The sequence below is a fragment of the Enterobacter sp. ZOR0014 genome (genome assembly GCF_000798855.1).
GTDB classification, from domain to species: Bacteria; Pseudomonadota; Gammaproteobacteria; order Enterobacterales; family Enterobacteriaceae; genus Enterobacter; species Enterobacter kobei.
In genome coordinates, this window is sequence record NZ_JTLF01000237.1 from 1 (window position 1) to 22030 (window position 22030).

Below are 22030 nucleotides of genomic sequence, written 5' to 3' on the forward strand. Positions count from 1 at the left end.
CTGAAAACCCTGGTTGGTGAACTGCAGCCGGACAACGGCACCGTGAAGTGGTCAGAAAACGCGCAGATTGGTTACTACGCGCAGGACCATGAATACGAGTTCGAAAACGACCTGACCGTGTTTGACTGGATGAGCCAGTGGAAGCAGGAAGGCGACGACGAGCAGGCGGTGCGTAGCATTCTGGGTCGTCTGCTGTTCAGTCAGGACGACATCAAAAAGCCGGCGAAAGTGCTGTCCGGTGGTGAAAAGGGCCGCATGCTGTTCGGCAAGCTGATGATGGAAAAACCCAATATCCTGGTAATGGACGAACCGACTAACCACCTGGATATGGAATCTATCGAATCGCTGAACATGGCGCTGGAGATGTATCAGGGCACGCTGATCTTCGTTTCTCACGACCGTGAATTCGTCAGCTCGCTGGCGACCCGCGTGATCGAAATTACGCCAGAGCGCGTGGTGGACTTCACCGGTAACTACGAAGATTACCTGCGCAGCAAAGGTATCGAGAGTTAAAAAAAGCCGGGTGGCGGCTTCGCCTTACCCGGCCTACGTTCCATTCCCTCTCCCTGTGGGAGAGGGTCAGGGTGAGGGCATCAGGCCGCACTACACCACCCAATCACACCTTTCTTCACCATTCACCAGCAGCTTACGTTTTTCCCCCGCCGGTAACGACACCTTCAGCGCGTTCCACGCCGGACGATAATCACCGCGTGCACCGATGTTCAGGTTGACGGTTGCCCCGTCGCACACCATTTCCCACGCCACCCACAGCGCATTGCCGTTCTGGTAGCCCCAGGACTCGCCGTCATCTTCAAACAGCAGGCCGGACGTGGTGCCGACGCCTTTCACCGGGAACAGCTTCAGCTCGCGAGTATCGTCTTTTTCGGCGCTCACGTGACGGATGCGCTCGCTGAGCGGCAGACCGGCACCGGCGCGCACCAGCAGCGGCAGTTTCTCCAGCGGCGCGTCGAGGACGATCGCTTGTCCGCCAGCGAACCACTCGTGAGTGTAGAAATCGTACCAGCCGGTTTCGTTATCCGGCAGCCAGACGTGGCGTTTACGCTGCCCGGCCTCGACGACGCTGGCGACAAGGAGGTCGCGGCCCAGCAGGAAGTCATCGCACTCTTCGAAGGTCCGCGCGTCGTGCTCGTGGTCGAGGAAGGTCGGGCGCAGCATCGGTTCGTCGTCGGCGTGCGCCTGCCAGAGCAGGGTGTAGAGATAGGGCAGAAGACGGTAGCGCAGCTCAATCGCACCGCGAATAGCGGGGGTTACGCCCGGGTACATCCACGGCTCGTTGACCGTGTGGTCATCGTTCCACGAGTGAATGGTAAAGCGCGGATGCATCACGCCGTTTTGCACCCAGCGCACGAACAGCTCGGCGTCTGGCTTGTCGCCGGAGAAACCGCCCACGTCATGGCCGACGTTGAACAGCCCGGAGAGGCTCATGCCCAGCCCCATGCGGATGTTATAGCGCAGCGTGTCCCAGCCGGTGCGGTTGTCGCCGCTCCAGGTCTGAACGTAGCGCTGCATCCCGGCGCAGCCGGAGCGGGAAATGAGATACGGACGTTTTTCCGGCGCGAAACGCTGCTGCGCTTCCAGCGAGGCGCGCATCATCAGCAGCGGCATCACCGGGCGAATGTGTTTGATGGCAATCTCTTTGCCGAAGCCAAAACAGCGTGCTTCCCCGTCCCATACTTCATATTCATTGTTATCGTTCCAGGTCGAGTCTATCCCCATCTCCAGCAGCTGCGTGGTCACGCCGTTCTGCCACCACTGCACCGTTTGCGGGTTGGTGAAATCGAGATGTGATCCTTCGTCATCCCAGAAGCTGGAACGTTCAGGTGCATCAGTTTCTGAGTCGCGAATGAAAAGGCCACGTTCCGCCACTTCGTTATAGCGGGGATGATCCTGCAGCAGACACGGCTTGATGTTGGCAGCCAGCTTTAACCCGGCATCGTGGAACGCCTGGCTCATTACCTTCGGCTGCGGCACTTTGTCATGGTTCCAGTTAAAGACGTAGCGCTTGCCGTTAATGGAGGTATAGCCGGAGGAGAGCTGGAACGAGTCGCATGGAATCGCGTGTTCTTCACACAGGCGGATAAAGTTCATCAGCTGGTTTTGCGCGTCCGGCGCGTCGGTATAGTGCATGGTCGAGCCGCTGTAGCCCAGGCTCCATTTCGGTCCGAACAGCGTTTTCCCGGTCAGGCGCACGAAGGCTTTGGTGACATCCAGTACGCGCTTGCCGGTAAAGATGTAGTAATCGATATCGCCCGCTTCCGCCTGCCAGCGCCGATAGGCGGTGTGGTAGTTGTCGATCTCGTTGCCCAGATCCAGCCAGCAGCTGCTCAGGTTATCGTAGAACAGGCCGTAGCTCACGTCGTCGCGGCGGGTGAGGGTGAACGGAATGTGCTTGTACAGCGGGTCGGTGCTGGCGGCGTTGTAGCCCATCGCATCCAGGTTGCGCATCTCGTAGCGTTTACCGTTGCGCTGTAGATCGCCCGCTTTCTCGCCCAGCCCGTAGAAACGTTCGTCCTTGCGACGGCTCAGATAGTGCGCCACGCCGTCACCGTGGGCGTTCAGCAGGTACGCACTGGTCGGACGGTCATTGACCAGCGGCTGCCATTCGCCCGCGTCATTGCGGTAGTGCCACTCCAGCCACAGGGGCTGGTGGATGGTCACCCGAAGCTGCTCCGTCGCCACCGTCACGGTATTTTCCTGCCGCGTCAGCGTCCAGGCCGGGCAGGTAAAGCCACTGACATCGTCACGACGGCGACCTTCCCACGGCACGTCTTGCGCCGGGGCGATGCTCCAGGTGCGGTCCAGCGCCAGTTCACCTTTACGTTTGATCAGCACGCGGAACAGGTTCTCTTCCAGCACATACAGGCACAGGCGGTGCTGGTTATCCACCAGCAGTTCCAGATGGTTTGCCGACTGCGTATCAACGGTCCAGTTTTTCAGGGTTTTCATATGCAATACATCCACTATCAGGCGCGCTTGGCGCGACGTTCAGCAATAAATGCTACCAGGAAGACAGCGCCAATCAGGTCAAAGAAGCCCATGGCAATAAAGAGCGGGTTAAAGCCGATTTTGTCGGCGGTCACACCGATTAACAGCGAGAACAGGAAGCTGGCGATCCACGCCGCCGAGCCGCGCATGCCGTTGACGGTCGCCATCTGGCCCTTATCAAACGACTCCACGACCAGGGCGCTGAGCATGCAGGAGATAATCTGGTGCCCAAAGCCGCCGATGGAGATCAGCACGATGGTGATATACGGGTCGCGGGTAATGGCGACAATGCCCAGAGAAATCATCAGAAACGCGCCGGTGACGGAGCTGGCGACGACCGAGTTAACGCGGGAGCAGCCGAACAGGCGGGTGTACAATCGCGTCAGGTAGCCACTTGCCACGCTGCCGAGGTCAGCAGCGAGGAATGGCAGCCAGGCGAACATCGCAATCTGCTTCAGGTCCATGCCGTGTTCTTTGGCGAGATACAGCGGCACCCAGAAGCTCAACACCGCCCAGGCCGGTTCCGCCATAAAGGCCGGGATGGCGATACCGTAGAAACGTTTGTTTTTCGAGACGGTTTTCAGCGCGGTCAGGAACGGCAGTTTGACCGCAGGCGGTTCGTTATCCTGCTTGATAAATGCCAGCTCATCCTTGCTCAGGTTCGGGTGCTGCTCCGGGTTGTGATAAAACGCCCACCAGAGGATCACCCACAGCAGCGCCAGCACGCCGGTAAACATAAACGCACCCTGCCAGCCAAACGACGCGTGAGCAAAGTAGATAATAGGCGGGGCCAGCATCGCACCGATGGAGAAGCCCACGCCCGCCCAACCGGCGGCAACAGGACGTTCCGATTTCGGGAACCATTCACCGATGGTTTTGGCGTTCGCCGGGGTTGCGGCGGCCTCAGAGGCCCCCATAAAGAAGCGCAGGATAGCCAGGTGCAGCCAGCTTCCGGCCCCCGCGTGGAAGATACACATCAGCGCCCAGATCCCGGCGCAGACCATAAAGCCAATCTTCAGGCCGATGACGTCAATCAGCCAGCCGCACAGGGGCTGGAAAATGGTGTAGGCAATCTGGAATGCGCCGACGATCCAGGAGTATTGCTCGGTGGTGATCCCGAGGCTCTCTTTCAGTTCCGGCGCGAGGATCCCCAATGAGTTTCGGGTGATGTAGTTAACGGTGACGCCCAGTAAAAACAGCACCAGCACGTACCAGCGCAGGTTCTTGATGACGCGACGGGTTTTGCTTGTCGCAACGGTGTTATTGATGTCCTGACTCATTTTACTCTCCACAAGACGGACGCTAAGGGGACGGAGGTTCAGGTGTCACACAGATTGTTATGTCTTTGATTTCTATCCGTTTAGAATGCTTAAGTTGCTATACAACTAGTATGGAAGTTGTGTGACAAGTTCACCTTAAGGGAGAAAATGAGTGGGCAATAGTGGATTTTGTGCAAAGTTTCTCATAACGGGCGCAAACCCTCTGGCATGATGGTCTTTATGCCCGTTATTACCTGACAGATACGCTATGAAAATTTTTTCATTTCGCAAATGGAGCCAGATCACAAAATGGACAAAAGGCTAAAAATCACCGAAATCGCGGCCCGTACGCAACTCTCTATCAGTACCGTTTCCCGCGTGCTGGCGGGCAAAGCGAACACCAGCGAAAAAGCGCGTGCAAAGGTGCTGGCGTGCGCACGGGAGCTGGGGGTGATGGATGGCATGGCGGCGGGGCGTCTGCTGCTTAACAGCCTGGTGGTCTTTGCTCCCCAGCGAGCCTTTGACGAGCGGTCCGACATCTTTTACTACCGCGTGATCCAGAGCGTCAGCAAAGGGCTGGCTTCGCACGAGGTTCGGCTACGCTACTGTGCGCTGGAGGAGAACGACAGCGACGCGCAGCTTTTTCTGGGACGCATGAACGAGCCGGATACCCAGGCAGCCATTCTGCTCGGTATTGACGATCCGCATATCCACGATCTGGCGGTGGACGTGGGGAAACCCTGCATGCTGATTAACTGCCGTGACCGCCACATGCGTCTGCCTGCCGTAGCGCCGGACCATCGCGCCATTGGCGAGCGGGCGGCGGAATACCTGTTCGAAATGGGACACCGCGACGTGATGAACGTGTTGTGCCTGCGCCGTTACACCATGGAGCTGCGCCTGGCAGGGATCCGCGACGCGTGGCACGCCCATAACCTGACGTTCAGCGACAAGCGCGATCTGCTGGTGGTGCCGAGCTTTAGCGCGCGCGAAACGGAACAGCTGGTTAGCGAGTGGCTTAACCAGCAGAAGGGAAAAGATCTGCCCACCGCGTTTTTGGTCGGCGGCGACTTTATGGCGGCGGGCACCATCAGCGCTTTGCAGAAACAGGGATTGCGGGTACCGCAGGACGTTTCCGTCATGAGCATCGACGGCTTTAATCTGGCGGCGATTCAGGATGTGCCCCTGACGGCAGTGCATGTCCCGCGTGATGAACTGGGAACGGAAGCGGTGCATATGCTCCAGCAGCGGCTGATGCGCCCGGACGCGCCGGTGGGAACCTTGCTGCTGAACGGCACGCTGACCGTGCGGGAATCGGTACGGCGGATACGCCAGGGGAAACGACGCACCGCCGTTGAGCGGGAAGGGCTGTACGACAGTTAAACCATACCCAGCGCGCGCTTGCCGTGGATGTTGAGATCGTTCACGGTAAAGCGGTCCTGCCAGCTTTTTTCATAATCTTCACGCGGGAAATCTCCCGGTGACGCACCGGTTTCCAGCGCTTCCTTCACCTTTTTCGCGTAGGCGAGGTTCTTCTCGCACATCGGCGCGGCAGGGATGTACATCACGTTGCCCCAGCCCTGCTGATTTTCCACCGGAGCGACGGAGTGGATCACATCGCAGTGCCACCACACGGAATCCCCTGCGTCCAGCGCCGGTATGCTGGTTAATGCTTCGATGAGCAGCGGGTGCCATTTTTCCGAAATCGGCAGCACGCGGCCCGGCGCGACGCCGCAGAGTTCATCTTCCGGCACGTCGTCCAGCAGCGGACGCAGCAGAATGTACGCCATCGCTTCCGGGATGGGCACCACGTGCAGCAGTCCCTGGCCGGGGATCATGTCCGACAGCGCCGTCCAGCCCTGGAAAGTACGGAACACCGAACACTTGGTGGTGTTATCCACGGTGTACTCTTCCACTTCGGTGCGGTGCGCGGCGTTCCACGGATCGTACTTATCAATATTGCCGTCAAACACGCGGGCAAACACCTGCTGATAGGCAGGCAGCAGCCAGCGCTCCAGCGCGCCGGAATCGGTGTGCGCGCCCAGCCCTTTAGAGGTGGTGCCCGGTGGGCGGCGGCGAATACGATCCGGATAAATCACGCTGACATCCGGGTCGAACCACTGCTTGCCGTTGCTCTCGAATGTCCATAAACGGTTCAGGAACGACTGCACCTGCGCCATCTCTTCGCTCTGACGCGCCTGCATTTGCGCCTGCGACCAGTAGATCGGGTAAATCTCCGGACGAGAGGCGGTTAAGGTGCCGAAGAAGTTATCGCCCGGCCCTTTGTACACCTCGTCAAAGTTATTGAGATCGAGATAGCCGAGCATCGACTGATCCCACGCCAGCGCCTGTTCGCGCGGAAAATGACCTTTGATCACCGCGCAGCCCCGACGCTTAACCGCCTCGCGCTGTTCAGCGATGATTGTGCCGTTTTTCACATCCGCGAACGGGATCGTCGGCCAGACGGGTTGGCCTTTATTCTTGAGGGCGTTGATCTCTGCCACGCGGGTGGCAATGTTGTCGCTGAGCTTGTCGAACACCGCCTGAACATCACCGATCTGGGCGCGTAGCTCGCGCTTCATCTGACGAATTGCCGCTTTGTGGTCCGCTGGCAAAGTTTCACTGGTAAAGGTCATAACTGCCTCACATCTTTCATTCGAAAGTAAAAATATCTACAAGTGATACTTTAAGTTAAAAATAAGTTAATGCAAGTTTAAAAACTTGACGCAAGCCACAGGACGGAAAAAGAGTGAGAGGCCGGAGCGGGGCTCCGGCGGGAGAGAGATTAGGCGTCGAACGGGGAATGGTTATCGAGCACGGCCTGAATGACGTTCAGCGCGCCCTGGTGGTTGTTGTCGTCGGTGCTGTAGCGGGCGATCTGTTTGATGCTTTCTGCCGCGTTGTTCATCGCAAATGAGTATTTCACCAGCTTCAGCATCTCCGCGTCATTGCCGCTGTCGCCAATGGCCACGCACTGCTGCGGGGAGAGCTCCCAGCGCTTCAGCAGGCGGCTGATGCCGTTGGCTTTATGCAGGCCAGGAATGATCAAGTCCACAAACCCAAAGCCGCTGGTGACCGGTTTCATAATGCCGTCGAGAGAAACATGCAGCGCGTCGATCAGGTTCGGGATATCGCTGTCGGGCAGGTTCAGTGAGAACTTGAACAGCACATCGTCAATCTCGTGATAATCGCTGACGCGCGTTAAGCGATGGTAGTGCTTAGACATCAGCGCCACAAATTCGTCCGGGGCTTTATCGCTGACGTAAGCGCTCTCCAGTCCGCAGGCCACGAAGTTCAGCGCGTTATCTTTCAGCAGTTCGCCAATGACGATCTGCGACTCATGGCGAGTCAGTTCGCCGTGGAAAACGTGTTCCCCGTGATCGAACACCAGCGCGCCGTTTTCCGCCACGAAGGAGATTCGATCTTTTAGCTCAGGGAAGAAGGAGATGAGCTGATAATACTGATTGCCGCTGGCGACAACGAATTCAATGCCGCGGGCGTTAAGCTGCTCAAACTGTGCCTGGAAGCGGTCACGATCGTACTGCTTGGCATCATCAAGGAAAGTTCCGTCCATATCGGTGACGATAACTTTTACGGTCATACTGTGCTCCTGGGTCACTGCGTTTTGAAACATTCTAATAACAAGGTGACGGGGAGCACAAATTTAATTTCGAATGAAAGTCAGAAAGCCGGGTGGCGGCTTCGCCTTACCCGGCCTACGGGGGAGACAATGTAGGCCCGGTAAGCGCAGCGCCACCGGGCGTTTTTTTACAGCGTATGCTCGGTACGCGCAATAATATCGTCCTGTGCATCCGGCGACAGGGCGGTGAAGAACGCCGAGTAGCCCGCCACGCGTACCACTAAATCGCGGTACTGGTCAGGGTGTTTCTTCGCTTCCAGCAGCGTTTCGCGCGAGACGATGTTGTACTGAATATGCCAGCCTTTATGCACCTCGAAGAAAGTGCGCAGCAGCACCATCAGCTTCTGGCGATCGCTGTCGTTTTCCAGCGTCGACGGGTTCAGCTTCTGGTTCAGCAGCACGCCGCCCAGAATCGCCTCGGTAGGGAGTTTACCCACGGAGCCGATGACCGCCGTCGGGCCGAGGTGGTCGGTACCGGACGCCGGGCTTGCCCCTTCCGCCAGCGGGGTATGCGCCTTACGTCCGTCCGGAGTCGCCATCGTTGCCGCGCCAAACGGCACGTTTGCGGAAATGGAGGAGGTGCCCGCGTAGTAGTTACCGCCAATCGGACCACGACCATAGCGCGGGTTGTGGTACTGCTTCAGCTCTTCAATGTAGGTCTGGTAAGCACGCGTCAGCAGCATATCCACGCTGTCGTCGTCGTTACCGTACTTCGGCGCGCCGTTAATCAGACGCTGACGCAGCTGCTCGTGGGTCAACCCGTCGAAATCATCCGCCAGCGCGGCCGCCAGCTGCTGTTGACCGATGACGCCCTGTTCAAACACCAGCTTCTTCACCGCCGCCAGACTGTTGCCGAGGTTGGCGATACCCACCTGCAGGCCGGAAACCCAGTCATACTTCGCGCCGCCCTGCTTGATGCTTTTCGCGCGTTCGATGCAGTCGTCCACCAGCGCCGAGCAGAGAATATCGTGCACGTTCTCTTCCAGCATGGTGTCCACCACGTACTCAATTTCGATGGATTTGCGGGTGTAGTAGCGAATCTGCGTATCCCACGCCGCCATCACCTCCTCGAAGTTATCGAAGTTACCGGCAGAGAGCGCTTTTTCCTGCGGCAAGAATACCTTACCGCTGGTGGCGTCGCGGCCGCCTTCCAGCGCGGCGAGCATCACGCGGGCAAAGTTGATAAAGCTCATGCCGGTGCAGCGATAGCCCCACTTGCCGCCCACGGCGGTTTCGATACAGCCGATGGCCGCGTAGTCATAGGCGTCATCACGTTCAACGCCGAGCTTGATAAATTCCGGGATAACGATTTCATCGTTGTTGAACGCCGGCATCCCGAAGCCGCAGCGGATCACCTGTACGCAGGCGTCGAGGAAGTCGTTGCTCATGCCTGCGTGGTAACGCACGCTCAGGTTCGGCTGAGTGGAGCGCAGGCGACCGCAGGATTCCAGAATCGCGTAGGAGAGCGGGTTGACCGCGTCCATTGGCTCACCGTTGACCAGCTTCTGGCCGCCGATGGTGACGTTCTGGTACAGCGGGCTACCGGCAGAGGCCTTAGAGTGCGAGCCGGAGCGGATCTTGTTCACTTCCAGCAGCTTCAGCCAGCAGCTGTGCAGCAGCTCAATCGCGTGTTCGCGGTCGAGACTCTGGTTCAGCTCCACGTCGCGGCGGTAGAACGGATAGAGATACTGATCCATACGGGCAAACGACACGGAGTGACCGTTAGACTCAATCTGCAGGATCAGCTGAATGAAATAGCACAGCTGCAGCGCCTGCCAGAAGGTTTTTGGCGGCTCGTGGGCAATCACGTCGCAGTTTTCCGCCATTGCCAGCAGCTCGTCGCGGCGGCTTTCGCGGGTTTCCGTGGCCGCCATTTCGCGTGCCAGAGCGGCAAAACGTTTGATGTGCAGGCTCACCGCGTCCAGCACGATATCGATCGCTTTCAGGAACTGGTCGCCGTGCAGATCGTCCAGCACCGTCAGGTTGATACGCGAGCGGCGCTCGGCGACTTTAGCGCGCAGGCCGTCGAGACCTTTCTCCAGCACCAGCGGGAAGTTCACCGCCAGGTGCGCGTCGCCGGAGGTCATGTTGCCTTCGGCTTTGATAATACCGGTTTCCAGCAGGCCTTTTTGCTCGTCGGTGAACATGCCGTAGCAGCGATCCTGCACCGTCTGGCCGCGCCACCACGGGCAGATCGCATGCAGGACGCGCTTGTTCTCTTCGCTCACCGCAAAGCCCGCGCCCGGACGGTCCGCCAGATCGTCGATCTCTTTTTCAATCCAGGAGACGGTGTATTCCGGGAAGATAGGTGCGGCGCGAACTTCGCTTGCCTGGTTACCGATAATCAGCTCGTCGTGTTTTATCCAGATGGTACGCTCAGCCAGATGATGCGCCAGCGCCAGGGCGCGACGCACCGGGATCGGCTTGTCCATGTGCTGCTGGTACATTTCGGTGTAATGCTGCGCGCGCTCGGTACAGACCGGCGGCTTAACGATATGGACCAGCGCGGTTTTGTGCGCCTTGATGCGCTCGCTGAGGGTGTTGAGATTTAACGTCGTCATAGGTTTATCCTCGTAAGGTCGCGGTTAACCCTTTCTGGCAGGCGTACTGCTGCGCGAAGTCCAGCAGGGCAGGGTTATCCAGCGGTTTGTCAGGGGCAGAGTAGGGTTGGCCAAGCAGGGTGTATTTGTTCATGCCCAGCGTGTGATACGGCAGAAAATGAATATCATCGACGCCAAGTTCATCGGCGGCGAAGTTGGTAATGGCGGTCACGGACGCTTCATCGGCATTGAAGCCCTGAATCAGCGGTACGCGAATGGTGATTTTTTTCCCGGCAGCGGCAAGGCGCTTCAGGTTATCGAGGATCCGTTTGGCCGAGCCGTCCGTCCACTGTTTGAACACCTCAGGATCGACGTGTTTCAGGTCGGCGAGGAACAGATCGACGTACGGTAATGAAGGCTCGATATAGTGCCACGGCACGTGAAGACAGGTTTCAACGGCGGTGTGGATCCCCTGTTCGTGGCTGGCTTTAAACAGCGTGTGCGCCAGCTCCGGGTTCATAAACGGCTCGCCGCCGGAAAGCGTAATACCGCCGCCGCTGCGGTCGTAAAAGGGCTTATCGCGCAGCACGGTCGCCATGATCTCGCCCACCTGCTGTTCTTCACCGCATACGGTCAGCGCCTGCGTCGGGCAGCAGTCAGTGAGGGCGTTGAGCGTCTCTTCACGCAATTTTTCACGGTGGATGACGAGACCATTCAGCGCGCGTTCGATACAGCCCGGCGCCGCCTGCTGACACAGGTCGCAGCCGTCAAGGCACAGGCGCGCATCAAACAGCACGTCCCGGCTACGGGAACGGCTTTCCGGGTTCTGGCACCAGCGACAGCCCAGCGAGCAGCCTTTCAGGAACACCACGGTACGAATACCGGGGCCATCGTGGGTGGAGTAACGCTGAATATTGAAGATCATGTTTTTACCCTCAAGTTGTATATGAAGATTAAATGACTTTCGAATGAAAGTTATCTTGATGCAGGTCAACTCCTGAGCAGGTTTTCCTGTGATAGGTTAAGTGCAGGCTAATTTTGAGGGTGACATCATGGAACTTTATCTCGACACATCAGACGTTGCGGCAGTCAAAAAGCTGGCGCGTATCTTCCCGCTGGCGGGCGTGACCACCAACCCAAGCATTGTGGCGGCAGGTAAAACGCCGCTGGATGAGCTTCTGCCCGCGCTGCACGACGCGATGGGCGGTAAAGGCCGTCTGTTCGCGCAGGTGATGGCGACGACCGCTGAAGGTATGGTGGAAGACGCGCGTAAGCTGCGCGCGATGATTAACGACCTGGTGGTGAAAGTGCCGGTAACTGCCGAAGGGCTGGCAGCCATCAAGATGCTGAAAGCGGAAGGCATTCCGACGCTGGGTACGGCGGTGTACGGCGCGGCCCAGGGTATGCTCTCTGCGCTGGCAGGAGCAGAGTATGTCGCGCCATACGTGAACCGCGTGGACGCGCAGGGCGGGGACGGTATCCAGACCGTGGTTGAGCTGCAACAGCTGCTGACGCTGCACGCCCCACAATCAAAAGTGCTGGCCGCGAGCTTTAAAACCCCACGTCAGGCGCTGGACTGCCTGTTGGCAGGATGCGAGTCCATCACGCTGCCGCTGGACGTGGCGCAGCAGTTTATTACCTCTCCTGCGGTAGACGCAGCGATTGTGAAGTTTGAGCAGGACTGGCAGGGGGCGTTTGGTCGGACGTCGATTTGACGGGTGCGGCCTGATGCCCTCACCCCAACCCTCTCCCACAGGGAGAGGGAGCAAACACTAAAACGGCAACCTGAAGGTTGCCGTTTGCTTTAACCTCCACAAACCTCACACCCCGGATTACGCATCAGCTTCATCTCGCGGAACTGGCAGGTCATCGCGTCATACATCACGATTTTTCCTGCGGCAGGCGTACCGTAATGTGCCAGCACTTTAATCGCTTCCATCGCCTGCAGCGACCCAATCACGCCGACGAGCGGCGCCATCACGCCCGCCTCAACGCAGGTTAGCGCATTCTCACCAAACAGACGGCTCAGGCAGCGGTAGCAGGGAGCCCCCTCCGCATAGGTGAAGACGCTGATCTGCCCTTCCATGCGGATCGCCGCGCCGGAGACCAGCGGGGTTGTGTGGGCAAAACAGCCTGCATTAAGCTGGTTACGAACGGCGACGTTATCGGTGCAGTCGAGCACCAGATCGTGCTGCGCAATCTGCGCAAATAACGCCTCGTCAACCAGCATCGCGTCAAGCAGGGTGAACTGAACGTTGGGGTTGATGCGCGCCAGGGCAGCCCGGGCGGATTCCACTTTTGGCTGGCCAATGGTCGCGTCGCTGTGCAGCGTCTGGCGCTGGAGATTAGACACCGATACGGTATCAAAATCCAGCAGCGTCATCCTGCCCACGCCCGCCGCGGCCAGGTATTGCGCGGCGGCGCAGCCGAGCCCGCCGAGGCCAACAACCAGCACGCTGGCCGCCTTGAGTGCTTCTTGTCCCTCGAAATCAAATCCGCGCAGGACAATCTGGCGGTTGTAGCGCATCATCTCCTGGTCGCTCAGTTCCACCGTCATGTCAGCCTCCGAACAGGTGGTTGAAGCGCTCTACCTCAACCCATTCACCCGCTTCCACGTTGCCGCGCTCGCGCTCCAGCACGATAAAGCAGTTGCCCAGGCTGAAGGAGCTGAAAATGTGCGAACCCTGGTGCCCGGTCGTGCTGACTTCCAGCTCACCGTGCGCGTTATGCGCCAGAATGCCGCGCTGGAAATCAAGCCGACCCGGCGATTTTTTCAGGCGCGTCGCGGCGCGCACGCGCAGGCGTTCCGGCAGCGGGCTGGCGGCGTTGCCGGAAAGCTTCGCCAGCAGCGGGATCACCAGCTGGTAAAAGGTGAGTGCCGCTGAGACCGGGTTACCCGGCAGACCGCAGAACCAGCTATGAGGAAGCTTGCCAAACGCGAACGGTTTGCCCGGTTTGATTGCCAGCTTCCAGAAGGCGATTTCGCCCAGCTCTTCAAGAAGGGTTTTGGTGTAATCCGCTTCCCCCACGGAGACGCCGCCGGAGCTGATGACCACATCGGCGGATTTATCCGCCTCAATAAATGCCGCGCGCAGTTTTTCCGGATCGTCAGGAATGATGCCGAGATTAATCACTTCGCAGCCCAGCTGCTCCAGCATCAGGTGGACTGCCAGCCGGTTGGTGTCGTAAATCTGACCGTCCTGCAGCGGCTGGCCCGGAAGCTGCAGCTCGTCACCGGTGGAGAACACCGCGACGCGCACTTTCCGGATAACGTCAATGTCCGCGATGCCGAGCGAGGCCAGCACCGGCAGCTCCGCCACCGTCAGCTTCTGCCCGGCGGCAAAGACCGTTGCGCCAAGGGTAATGTCCTCGCCGGTACGGCGGATGTTCTGGCCCGCTTTGACGCTGGCGGTAAAACGCACGCCGTCGTCCGTCTGTTCGGTTTCTTCCTGCATCACCACGGCATCGCAGCCTGGCGGAATCGGCGCGCCGGTCATGATGCGCACGCAGGTGCCCACAGGCCATTCACCGCTAAACGGCTGACCGGCAAAGGCTTTACCCGCCACCGGCAGGGCGTTGCCCGTCTGGAGGTCCGCCAGGCGTACCGCGTAACCGTCCATCGCGGAATTATCGAACCCCGGCACGTTAAGCGGAGAGACGATATCGCGCGCGGCGATTCGGCCAAAACAGCGCACGAGGGGCAGCGTTTCGACGTCTTGCAGCGGGGAAAGTCGGTCAAGCATCTGCGTGAGTGCCGTCTCAAGCGGCATCAGTCCGGCGGTAAAATCCATGGTGGGCTCCTGAGGAGTAACAACGAAAGCGTCCATTATGGCAGAAAAGTGCGGCTAACTGTATGACCCGATGGGTGTACGCTTTACATCACAGTTGCGTCTTTCTATATTCAAAAATCATCTGAAGTTTCATCGACGATAATGATATTTATAGAAAAAGCCGCGAATCAGGCTAACGGGTGATGCGAATGGTTAATGCGGTAATCGCAATTCATGGTGGCGCAGGGGCAATCACCCGTGCACAGCTCAGTCCTGAGCAGGAAAAGCGTTATATTGACGCGCTGTACGCCATTGTTGAAACAGGTCAAAAAATGCTGGAAGCGGGCGAGAGCGCGCTGGATGTGGTCACCGAGGCGGTGCGTCTGCTGGAGGAGTGTCCTCTCTTTAATGCCGGCATTGGTTCAGTCTTTACCCGGGATGAAACCCACGAGCTGGATGCCTGCGTGATGGACGGCGTCACCCTTAAGGCAGGCGCCGTGGCGGGAGTGAGTCGTCTGCGCAATCCGGTGCTGGCAGCGCGTCTGGTAATGGAAGAGAGCCCGCACGTGCTGCTTACGGGCTCCGGGGCGGAGGCGTTTGCCTTCGGTCACGGAATGGAACCGGTCTCGCCCGATCTGTTTTCCACGGACGCGCGTTTTCAACAGCTGCTGGAAGCCCGTTCGGCGGGCATGACGCAGCTTGACCATACTGCGCCGCTGGATGAAACCACCAAAATGGGCACGGTTGGCGCGGTGGCGCTTGATAAAGCCGGTAACCTCGCGGCGGCGACCTCCACGGGCGGCATGACCAACAAGCTGCCCGGACGCGTCGGCGACAGCCCGTTGCCGGGGGCTGGCTGCTATGCCAATAACGCCACGGCCGCCGTCTCCTGTACGGGCACCGGGGAAGTGTTTATTCGCGCCCTCGCGGCCTACGACATCACCGCGCTGATGGATTACGGCGGTTTAAGCCTGAGCGAGGCCTGCGAGCGCGTGGTGATGGAAAAATTACCTGCCCTGGGCGGCGTCGGCGGGCTGATTGCGGTCGATCGTGAGGGCAACGTGGCCCTGCCGTTCAACAGCGAAGGCATGTACCGCGCCTGGGGTTATGCCGGTGATGAGCCGAGCACGGGCATCTATCGTGAATAAGGGGGCAGCGCGTGCCGCACACTGAAGAACTGGACAACCGCGAGGTGCTGGCTGTCCATCAGCTGAATATTGCGTTTCAGGAAGAGCGGCAGTTCATCCCCGCAGTACAGAATTTATCGTTCTCGCTCAGGCGCGGCGAGACGCTGGCTATTGTTGGCGAGTCCGGCTCCGGTAAATCGGTCACCGCGCTGGCGCTGATGCGCCTGCTGGAACAGACGGGCGGGCAAATCAGCAGCGAGAAAATGCTCCTGCGCCGCCGTAATCGTCAGGTCATTGATTTAAACGAGCTGAGCGGCGCGCAGATGCAGGGCGTGCGCGGGGCAGATATTGCGATGATCTTTCAGGAGCCGATGACTTCGCTTAACCCGGTTTTCCCGGTAGGGGAACAGATTGCCGAGTCCATCCGGCTGCATCAGGGGCTAAGCGGCGATGAGGCGCTCAACGAAGCCAGAAGGATGCTGGAGCTGGTGCGCATTCCCGAGGCGCAGGCCATTCTGGGACGTTACCCGCATCAGCTTTCCGGCGGTATGCGCCAGCGGGTGATGATTGCCATGGCGCTCTCCTGCCGTCCGGCGGTACTGATTGCGGATGAACCGACAACGGCGCTGGACGTGACGATTCAGGCGCAGATCCTGCAGCTTATCAAAGTGCTGCAGCAAGAGATGGAGATGGGGGTAATATTTATCACCCACGATATGGGCGTGGTGGCTGACATCGCCGACCGGGTGCTGGTGATGCACAAGGGCAATGCGGTGGAAACCGGCACGGTCGAACAGATTTTTCATGCCCCTGTGCATCCTTATACTAAAGCGCTGCTGGCGGCGGTGCCGCGTCTTGGCGCGATGAACGGCAGCGACCTGCCGCGTCGTTTTCCGCTGATTTCCCTTGAAGCGACAGGGCAGCAGGAGGATGAACGCGAGCAGGATACCGTGGTGCCGGGCAAACCCATTCTTGAAGTGCGCGACCTGGTGACCCGTTTTCCGCTGCGCAGCGGGATTTTCAATCGCCTGAAGCGCGAAGTCCACGCGGTCGAAAACGTCAGTTTCGATTTATGGCCGGGCGAAACGCTGGCGCTGGTGGGAGAGTCCGGCTGCGGGAAATCCACCACCGGACGCGCACTGCTCCGGCTGGTTGAGACGCAGGAAGGGACAATCACCTTTAACGGCGAACGAATCGACACCCTGCCAGACAACAAATTACAGGCGGTACGCCGGGATATTCAGTTTATTTTCCAGGATCCGTATGCCTCCCTCGACCCGCGCCATACGGTGGGATACTCCATTATGGAGCCGCTGCGGGTGCATAATCTGCTCGACGGCGAAGCAGCGCAGCGCCGCGTGGCCTGGCTGCTGGAGCGCGTCGGCCTCAAGCCGGAACATGCCTGGCGTTATCCGCACGAGTTTTCCGGCGGGCAGCGGCAGCGTATCTGCATTGCCCGTGCGCTGGCGCTGAACCCGAAAGTGGTGATTGCGGATGAATCCGTTTCGGCGCTGGATGTCTCAATCCGGGCGCAAATCATCAACTTATTGCTCGATTTACAGCGGGATATGGGCATCGCTTTCCTGTTTATCTCGCACGATATGGCGGTGGTCGAGCGCATCAGCCATCGCGTGGCGGTGATGTTCATGGGGCAAATCGTGGAGATAGGTCCGCGAAAGGCAGTGTTTGAGAACCCGCAACATCCTTACACTCGCAAGCTTATCGCGGCGGTACCGGTTGCTGACCCCGCGCATCGTCACGGCCAGCGCGTGCTGCTGCAGGATGAAATGCCGAGCAATATTCGCAAACGCGGCGAGGCCGTTGAGCGCGTGACGCTGCGCGAAGTCGGGCCGGGTCATTTCGTCGCTCCCCCGCGTCAGGACAATGCGTTTTCGCGGTTATAACTTACAACAGGCAGGAGAACACAATGGTTACTTTTGTAGCGCGTAGATGGTTGTTAGCCGCGAGCGTGACGGCAGCCCTGGCCGCTGCCCCCGCGTTCGCTGCCAAAGATGTGGTGGTTGCTGTCGGCTCCAACTTCACCACGCTGGATCCGTATGACGCCAACGATACGCTTTCCCAGGCGGTGGCGAAATCGTTCTATCAGGGGCTGTTCGGCCTGGATAACGAGATGAAGCTCAAAAATGTTCTGGCGCAGGGGTATACCGTCTCCGACGACGGTCTGGTCTATACCATCAAGCTTCGTTCCGGCGTGAAGTTCCAGGACGGTACCGATTTCAATGCGGAGGCGGTAAAGGTCAACCTTGACCGTGCCAGCAACCCGGAAAACAGCCTGAAGCGCTATAACCTTTATAAAAACATCGCCAGCACCGAGGCGGTGGATCCGACGACGGTCAAAATCACGCTGAAAGCGCCATTCTCGGCGTTTATCAATATACTGGCGCACCCGGCAACGGCGATGATCTCGCCTGCCGCGTTGAAAAAGTACGGCAAGGAGATTGGCTTCCACCCGGTCGGTACCGGCCCGTACGAGCTGCTCACCTGGAACCAGACCGATTTTGTGAAGGTGAAGAAATTCCCAGGGTACTGGCAGAAAGGGCTGCCGAAGCTGGACACCATCACCTGGCGTCCGGTGGTGGATAACAATACCCGCGCAGCGATGCTGCAAACGGGTGAGGCGCAGTTTGCTTTCCCCATCCCGTATGAGCAGGCCGCCATTTTGCAGAAAAACAGCAAGCTGGAGCTGGTGGCCAGTCCGTCAATCATGCAGCGCTATATCAGCATGAACGTCACGCAGAAGCCGTTTGATAACCCAAAGGTACGTGAAGCGATCAACTATGCGATTAACCGTCAGGCGCTGGTGAAGGTCGCTTTTGCGGGCTATGCCACCCCGGCGACCGGCGTGCTGCCTCCGGCTATTGCCTATGCGCAAAGCTATCAGCCGTGGCCGTACGATCCGGCTAAAGCGCGCGAGCTGCTCAAAGAGGCGGGCTTCCCGAACGGTTTCAGCACCACGCTGTGGTCGTCGCATAATCACAGTACCGCCCAGAAGGTGCTGCAGTTCACCCAGCAGCAGCTGGCGCAGGTGGGCATCAAGGTGCAGGTCACCGCGATGGATGCCGGTCAGCGGGCCGCGGAGGTCGAGGGGAAAGGGCAGAAAGAGAGCGGCGTGCGGATGTTCTATACCGGTTGGTCGGCGTCGACCGGTGAAGCCGACTGGGCGCTTGCACCGCTGTTTGCTTCGCAAAACTGGCCGCCAACCCTGTTTAACACCGCGTTTTACAGCAATCCGCAGGTGGACAACGATCTGGCCGATGCCCTGAAAACCACTAAACCGGAAGAGAAAGCGCGCCTCTACAAAGACGCCCAGGACCTTATCTGGAAAGAGTCGCCGTGGGTACCGCTGGTGGTGGAGAAACTGGTTTCAGCCCATAACAAAGCGCTGACCGGGTTCTACATCATGCCGGATACGGGCTTTAGCTTTGACGATGCGGATTTAAAATAACACTCATGCTGAATTATGTTTGTAAACGCTTGCTTGGGCTTATCCCGACGCTGCTGATTGTGGCGATACTGGTATTTTTGTTTGTGCATATGCTGCCGGGCGATCCGGCGCGTCTGGTTGCCGGGCCGGAAGCAGATGCCGCCGTCATTGAGATGGTGCGCAAGCAGCTGGGCCTGGATCAGCCACTGTATATGCAGTTTCTTCATTACATTTGCAACGTTCTGCAGGGCGATTTTGGCATCTCGATGGTGTCGCGTCGTCCGGTAGCGGAGGAAATCGCCAGCCGCTTTATGCCCACGTTCTGGCTAACGATTGCCAGTATGAGCTGGGCAGTGGTGTTTGGGCTGGGCGCCGGGATTGTTGCGGCGGTCTGGCGCAACCGCTGGCCGGATAAGCTCGGTATGGCGCTGGCGGTCACCGGTATCTCTTTTCCGGCGTTCGCGCTGGGGATGCTGCTGATGCAAATCTTCTCCGTTGAGCTGGGCTGGCTGCCGACCGTTGGGGCCGATACCTGGAAGCATTACATTCTGCCCTCTATGACGCTGGGGGCTGCCGTCTCGGCGGTAATGGCCCGCTTTACCCGCGCCTCCTTCGTTGACGTGCTGAGTGAAGATTATATTCGCACCGCGCGGGCGAAAGGGGTCAGCGAGAAGTGGGTCATTCTTAAGCACGGGTTTCGTAATGCGATGATCCCGGTGGTGACGATGATGGGGCTGCAGTTTGGCTTTCTGCTGGGCGGCTCTATCGTCGTGGAAAAGGTCTTCAACTGGCCGGGGCTGGGGCGTCTGCTGGTCGATTCGGTCGAGATGCGCGACTACCCGGTAATTCAGGCGGAAGTCCTGCTTTTCTCCCTGGAGTTTATTCTTATCAATTTAGTGGTGGATGTGCTCTACGCCGCCATTAACCCGGCCATCAGGTATAAGTAAAATGCGATTGTTGAACTGGCGACGTCAGGCCGTTTTAAACGCTATGCCGGGGCTGAAACCGGAGCATATCCGCACGCCGTGGTCGGAATTCTGGCGGCGTTTTCGCCGTCAGCCGGTCGCCATGACGGCGGGGCTGTTTGTGCTGCTGCTGATTGCGGTGGCCATCGTTGCACCCTGGGTGGCGCCGTTTGATGCGGAAAACTATTTTGACTACGACCGCCTGAACGATGGGCCGTCCATGCTCCACTGGTTCGGCGTGGATTCCCTTGGGCGCGATATCTTCAGCCGCGTGCTGGTGGGGGCGCAAATCTCGCTTGCCGCCGGGGTGTTTGCGGTACTGATCGGCGCGGCAATCGGTACCGTGCTGGGTCTCGTCGCCGGATATTACGAAGGCTGGTGGGACCGCATCATCATGCGAATCTGCGACGTGCTGTTTGCCTTCCCCGGTATTCTGCTGGCCATTGCCGTGGTGGCCATTATGGGCAGCGGCATGGCGAACGTGATTATTGCCGTTGCGGTATTTTCGATTCCCGCCTTTGCCCGACTTGTGCGCGGCAACACGCTGGTGCTGAAACAGCAGACGTTTATCGAGTCCGCCCGCAGCATGGGGGCCAGCGATGCCACCATTCTGTTCAGCCATATTCTGCCGGGAACGGTGTCGTCTATTGTGGTCTATTTCACCATGCGCATCGGCGTGTCGATTATTTCTGCGGCCAGCCTGTCGTTTCTGGGGTTAGGCGCACAGCCACCGACGCCGGAGTGGGGCGCGATGCTGAACGAGGCGAGGGCAGATATGGTGATTGCGCCGCACGTGGCGATCTTCCCGAGTCTGGCGATTTTCCTGACCGTGCTGGCATTTAACCTGCTGGGGGACGGGTTGCGCGACGCGCTGGATCCGAGGATTAAGGGGTAGGGCAGTGGAATGTGCCGGGTGGCGGCTACGCCTTACCCGGCCTGGAAATGAGGTGCAGTACGATTAAACCCGGCTACCCCACAGGTCATATTCGTCCGCGTTTTCAACCTTCACGCGAATAATATCACCCGGCTTAACGCGAGTTTCGCCGTTCAGGTACACCGCGCCGTCGATTTCAGGGGCATCCGCCATGCTGCGGCCAATTGCGCCTTCTTCGTCCACTTCGTCAATGATAACCATGATCTCTCGGCCCACTTTCTCCTGCAGACGTTCAGCAGAGATCTGCTGTTGCAGCTGCATAAAGCGGTTCCAGCGCTCTTCTTTCACCTCTTCCGGCACCTGATCCGCCAGTTCGTTGGCGGTTGCGCCTTCAACCGGGCTGTACTTGAAGCAGCCTACGCGGTCCAGACGCGCTTCTTTCAGGAAATCGAGCAGCATCTGGAAATCTTCTTCGGTTTCACCCGGGAAGCCGACGATGAAGGTTGAGCGCAGGGTCAGATCCGGGCAGATTTCGCGCCACTGTTTAATGCGTGCCAGCTGACGGTCAACGGAGCCAGGACGCTTCATCAGCTTCAGGATACGCGGACTGGCGTGCTGCAGCGGGATGTCCAGATACGGCAGGATTTTGCCTTCCGCCATCAACGGAATGACGTCGTCAACGTGCGGATATGGGTAGACGTAATGCAGACGCGTCCAGATCCCCAGCTTCGCGAGCTGCTCGCACAGGCCCACCATGCTGGTTTTCACCGGCTCGCCGTTGTGGAAACCGGAACGGTGCTTCACGTCTACGCCGTAAGCAGAGGTATCCTGGGAAATCACCAGCAGTTCTTTCACGCCAGCATCGGCCAGACGTTTAGCTTCCGCCAGCACGTCGCCAATCGGACGACTCACCAGATCGCCACGCATGGACGGGATGATGCAGAAGGTGCAGCGATGGTTGCAGCCTTCGGAAATTTTCAGGTAAGCGTAGTGACGCGGCGTCAGCTTCACGCCCTGTTCCGGCACCAGGCTCAGGAACGGATTGTGCTTTGGTTTTGGCACGTAGTGATGAACATGTTCCAGCACCTGCTCGTAACTGTGCGGGCCAGTGATCTCCAGCACCTTCGGATGCACTTCGCGGATCTGGTCCTCTTTCGCGCCCAGACAGCCGGTCACAATGACTTTGCCGTTTTCCGTCAGGGCTTCACCGATGGCTTCCAGGGACTCCTGAACCGCGCTGTCGATAAACCCGCAGGTGTTCACAATCACCATATCGGCGTTGTCGTAGCTTGGCACCACGTCATAGCCTTCGGTACGAAGTTCGGTCAGGATGCGTTCGGAATCCACCAGGTTTTTCGGGCAGCCGAGGGAGACGAAGCCGATTTTCGGCGGGTGCGTAACATT

The 22030-nt window shown here is 58.7% G+C and carries 17 protein-coding genes; 8 read left to right on the forward strand and 9 right to left on the reverse strand.

Annotated features, from left to right (window positions below; genetic code table 11):
• On the forward strand, window positions 1-513 hold a 513-nt coding region (locus L977_RS12350; RefSeq protein ID WP_047625839.1), incomplete at its 5' end, for an ATP-binding cassette domain-containing protein.
• Between the two features lie 90 nt (window positions 514-603).
• Here the strand turns inward: L977_RS12350 and L977_RS12355 are convergent.
• A complete protein-coding gene (locus L977_RS12355; RefSeq protein ID WP_047625840.1) occupies window positions 604-2967 on the reverse strand; it encodes a glycoside hydrolase family 31 protein in 2364 nt (787 codons plus the stop codon).
• Window positions 2968-2984: 17 nt separating this feature from the next.
• A complete protein-coding gene (locus L977_RS12360; protein WP_014883122.1) occupies window positions 2985-4286 on the reverse strand; it encodes an MFS transporter in 1302 nt (433 codons plus the stop codon).
• 288 nt (window positions 4287-4574) lie between these two features.
• Between L977_RS12360 and L977_RS12365 the strand changes: the two genes are divergently transcribed.
• Entirely contained in the window at window positions 4575-5648 is a 1074-nt protein-coding gene (locus tag L977_RS12365) for a LacI family DNA-binding transcriptional regulator (protein ID WP_014883123.1), read from the forward strand.
• On the opposite strand, the gene L977_RS12370 is transcribed toward L977_RS12365, so the two are convergent.
• The 4 genes from L977_RS12370 to L977_RS12385 form a co-directional block, all read right to left on the reverse strand.
• A complete protein-coding gene (locus L977_RS12370; protein WP_047625841.1) occupies window positions 5645-6901 on the reverse strand; it encodes a DUF1479 domain-containing protein in 1257 nt (418 codons plus the stop codon). The two genes, L977_RS12365 and L977_RS12370, sit on opposite strands and share 4 nt — an antisense overlap.
• A gap of 149 nt (window positions 6902-7050) precedes the next feature.
• On the reverse strand, window positions 7051-7866 hold the full coding sequence (locus L977_RS12375; protein ID WP_032637121.1) for a Cof-type HAD-IIB family hydrolase: 816 nt from the start codon (window positions 7864-7866) through the stop codon (window positions 7051-7053).
• Between the two features lie 167 nt (window positions 7867-8033).
• A complete protein-coding gene (locus L977_RS12380; protein ID WP_014883126.1) occupies window positions 8034-10466 on the reverse strand; it encodes a formate C-acetyltransferase/glycerol dehydratase family glycyl radical enzyme in 2433 nt (810 codons plus the stop codon).
• Window positions 10467-10470: 4 nt separating this feature from the next.
• The gene (locus L977_RS12385) at window positions 10471-11370 is read right to left on the reverse strand and encodes a glycyl-radical enzyme activating protein (protein ID WP_047625842.1); all 900 of its coding nucleotides are present in this window, start codon (window positions 11368-11370) and stop codon (window positions 10471-10473) included.
• 127 nt (window positions 11371-11497) lie between these two features.
• On the opposite strand from L977_RS12385, the gene fsa reads away from it, so the two are divergent.
• Window positions 11498-12160: a fructose-6-phosphate aldolase gene (gene fsa, locus L977_RS12390; RefSeq protein ID WP_023336970.1), complete on the forward strand. Its 663-nt coding sequence runs from the start codon at window positions 11498-11500 to the stop codon at window positions 12158-12160.
• An 89-nt stretch (window positions 12161-12249) separates the two neighbouring features.
• On the opposite strand, the gene moeB is transcribed toward fsa, so the two are convergent.
• A complete protein-coding gene (gene moeB, locus L977_RS12395; RefSeq protein ID WP_047625843.1) occupies window positions 12250-13002 on the reverse strand; it encodes a molybdopterin-synthase adenylyltransferase MoeB in 753 nt (250 codons plus the stop codon).
• Between the two features lies 1 nt (window position 13003).
• A complete protein-coding gene (moeA, locus tag L977_RS12400; protein ID WP_047625844.1) occupies window positions 13004-14236 on the reverse strand; it encodes a molybdopterin molybdotransferase MoeA in 1233 nt (410 codons plus the stop codon).
• A gap of 188 nt (window positions 14237-14424) precedes the next feature.
• Between moeA and iaaA the strand changes: the two genes are divergently transcribed.
• From iaaA to gsiD, 5 genes are read left to right on the forward strand one after another with little or no spacing between them, the layout of a single operon-like run.
• Complete coding sequence (gene iaaA / locus L977_RS12405; protein ID WP_023336973.1) at window positions 14425-15363, forward strand: beta-aspartyl-peptidase; 939 nt, start codon at window positions 14425-14427, stop codon at window positions 15361-15363.
• Between the two features lie 11 nt (window positions 15364-15374).
• Window positions 15375-17246, forward strand: a complete 1872-nt coding sequence (gene gsiA / locus L977_RS12410) for a glutathione ABC transporter ATP-binding protein GsiA (RefSeq protein WP_047625845.1) — start codon at window positions 15375-15377, stop codon at window positions 17244-17246.
• A 23-nt stretch (window positions 17247-17269) separates the two neighbouring features.
• Entirely contained in the window at window positions 17270-18808 is a 1539-nt protein-coding gene (gene gsiB / locus L977_RS12415) for a glutathione ABC transporter substrate-binding protein GsiB (protein WP_047026679.1), read from the forward strand.
• A gap of 5 nt (window positions 18809-18813) precedes the next feature.
• Window positions 18814-19734 (forward strand): glutathione ABC transporter permease GsiC, encoded by a 921-nt coding sequence (gsiC, locus tag L977_RS12420; protein WP_045268560.1) that lies wholly within the window; start codon window positions 18814-18816, stop codon window positions 19732-19734.
• Window position 19735: 1 nt separating this feature from the next.
• On the forward strand, window positions 19736-20647 hold the full coding sequence (gsiD, locus tag L977_RS12425; RefSeq protein ID WP_014883135.1) for a glutathione ABC transporter permease GsiD: 912 nt from the start codon (window positions 19736-19738) through the stop codon (window positions 20645-20647).
• Window positions 20648-20710: 63 nt separating this feature from the next.
• Here the strand turns inward: gsiD and rimO are convergent.
• Window positions 20711-22030, reverse strand: a 1320-nt coding sequence (rimO, locus tag L977_RS12430; protein WP_047625846.1) for a 30S ribosomal protein S12 methylthiotransferase RimO, incomplete at its 5' end; no start/stop codon positions are given.

Bases quoted from the DNA above. Each gene is read 5' to 3' on its own strand.
- gsiB (WP_047026679.1), top strand. From the start codon at position 17,270: ATGGTTACTTTTGTAGCGCGTAGATGGTTGTTAGCCGCGAGCGTGACG.
- L977_RS12360 (WP_014883122.1), bottom strand. From the start codon at position 4,286: ATGAGTCAGGACATCAATAACACCGTTGCGACAAGCAAAACCCGTCGC.
- fsa (WP_023336970.1), top strand. From the start codon at position 11,498: ATGGAACTTTATCTCGACACATCAGACGTTGCGGCAGTCAAAAAGCTG.
- L977_RS12380 (WP_014883126.1), bottom strand. From the start codon at position 10,466: ATGACGACGTTAAATCTCAACACCCTCAGCGAGCGCATCAAGGCGCAC.
- L977_RS12385 (WP_047625842.1), bottom strand. From the start codon at position 11,370: ATGATCTTCAATATTCAGCGTTACTCCACCCACGATGGCCCCGGTATT.
- L977_RS12355 (WP_047625840.1), bottom strand. From the start codon at position 2,967: ATGAAAACCCTGAAAAACTGGACCGTTGATACGCAGTCGGCAAACCAT.
- moeB (WP_047625843.1), bottom strand. From the start codon at position 13,002: ATGACGGTGGAACTGAGCGACCAGGAGATGATGCGCTACAACCGCCAG.
- L977_RS12375 (WP_032637121.1), bottom strand. From the start codon at position 7,866: ATGACCGTAAAAGTTATCGTCACCGATATGGACGGAACTTTCCTTGAT.
- moeA (WP_047625844.1), bottom strand. From the start codon at position 14,236: ATGGATTTTACCGCCGGACTGATGCCGCTTGAGACGGCACTCACGCAG.
- gsiD (WP_014883135.1), top strand. From the start codon at position 19,736: ATGCGATTGTTGAACTGGCGACGTCAGGCCGTTTTAAACGCTATGCCG.
- gsiC (WP_045268560.1), top strand. From the start codon at position 18,814: ATGCTGAATTATGTTTGTAAACGCTTGCTTGGGCTTATCCCGACGCTG.
- L977_RS12370 (WP_047625841.1), bottom strand. From the start codon at position 6,901: ATGACCTTTACCAGTGAAACTTTGCCAGCGGACCACAAAGCGGCAATT.
- iaaA (WP_023336973.1), top strand. From the start codon at position 14,425: ATGGTTAATGCGGTAATCGCAATTCATGGTGGCGCAGGGGCAATCACC.
- L977_RS12365 (WP_014883123.1), top strand. From the start codon at position 4,575: ATGGACAAAAGGCTAAAAATCACCGAAATCGCGGCCCGTACGCAACTC.